Origin of the sequence: Acinetobacter lactucae, from assembly GCF_013344765.1 — a bacterium.
Classification (GTDB): Bacteria; Pseudomonadota; Gammaproteobacteria; order Pseudomonadales; family Moraxellaceae; genus Acinetobacter; species Acinetobacter lactucae_A.
Genome location: NZ_JABVBF010000478.1, coordinates 1 through 233, shown reverse-complemented (window position 1 = coordinate 233; position 233 = coordinate 1). Strand labels below are relative to the sequence as shown.

1 pseudogene is annotated in these 233 nt (G+C 54.9%); it reads left to right on the top strand.

The features are described from left to right. A pseudogene (locus tag HUN22_RS17930) lies at nt 1-233 on the top strand (hemagglutinin); the annotation flags it as partial.

The window sequence follows — 233 nt, the reverse complement described above, 5'->3', positions numbered from 1 at the left end:
ACATCAGCAATGTAGCGGATGCGGTGAGTGCAGATCAGGCTGTGAACCTGGGTCAATTACAAACTGCGACAACAGCAGCGAATGACAAGACCGATGCGTTAGGAACCAGTACAGCGAACAATCTGGGCGGTGGGTCAAGCTACGACAGCACAACCGGTGCGGTGAGTGCGCCAACGTATACCGTGAACGGTACGGACGTAAATAACGTGGGTGCCGCGATCAGTGAGCTGGAC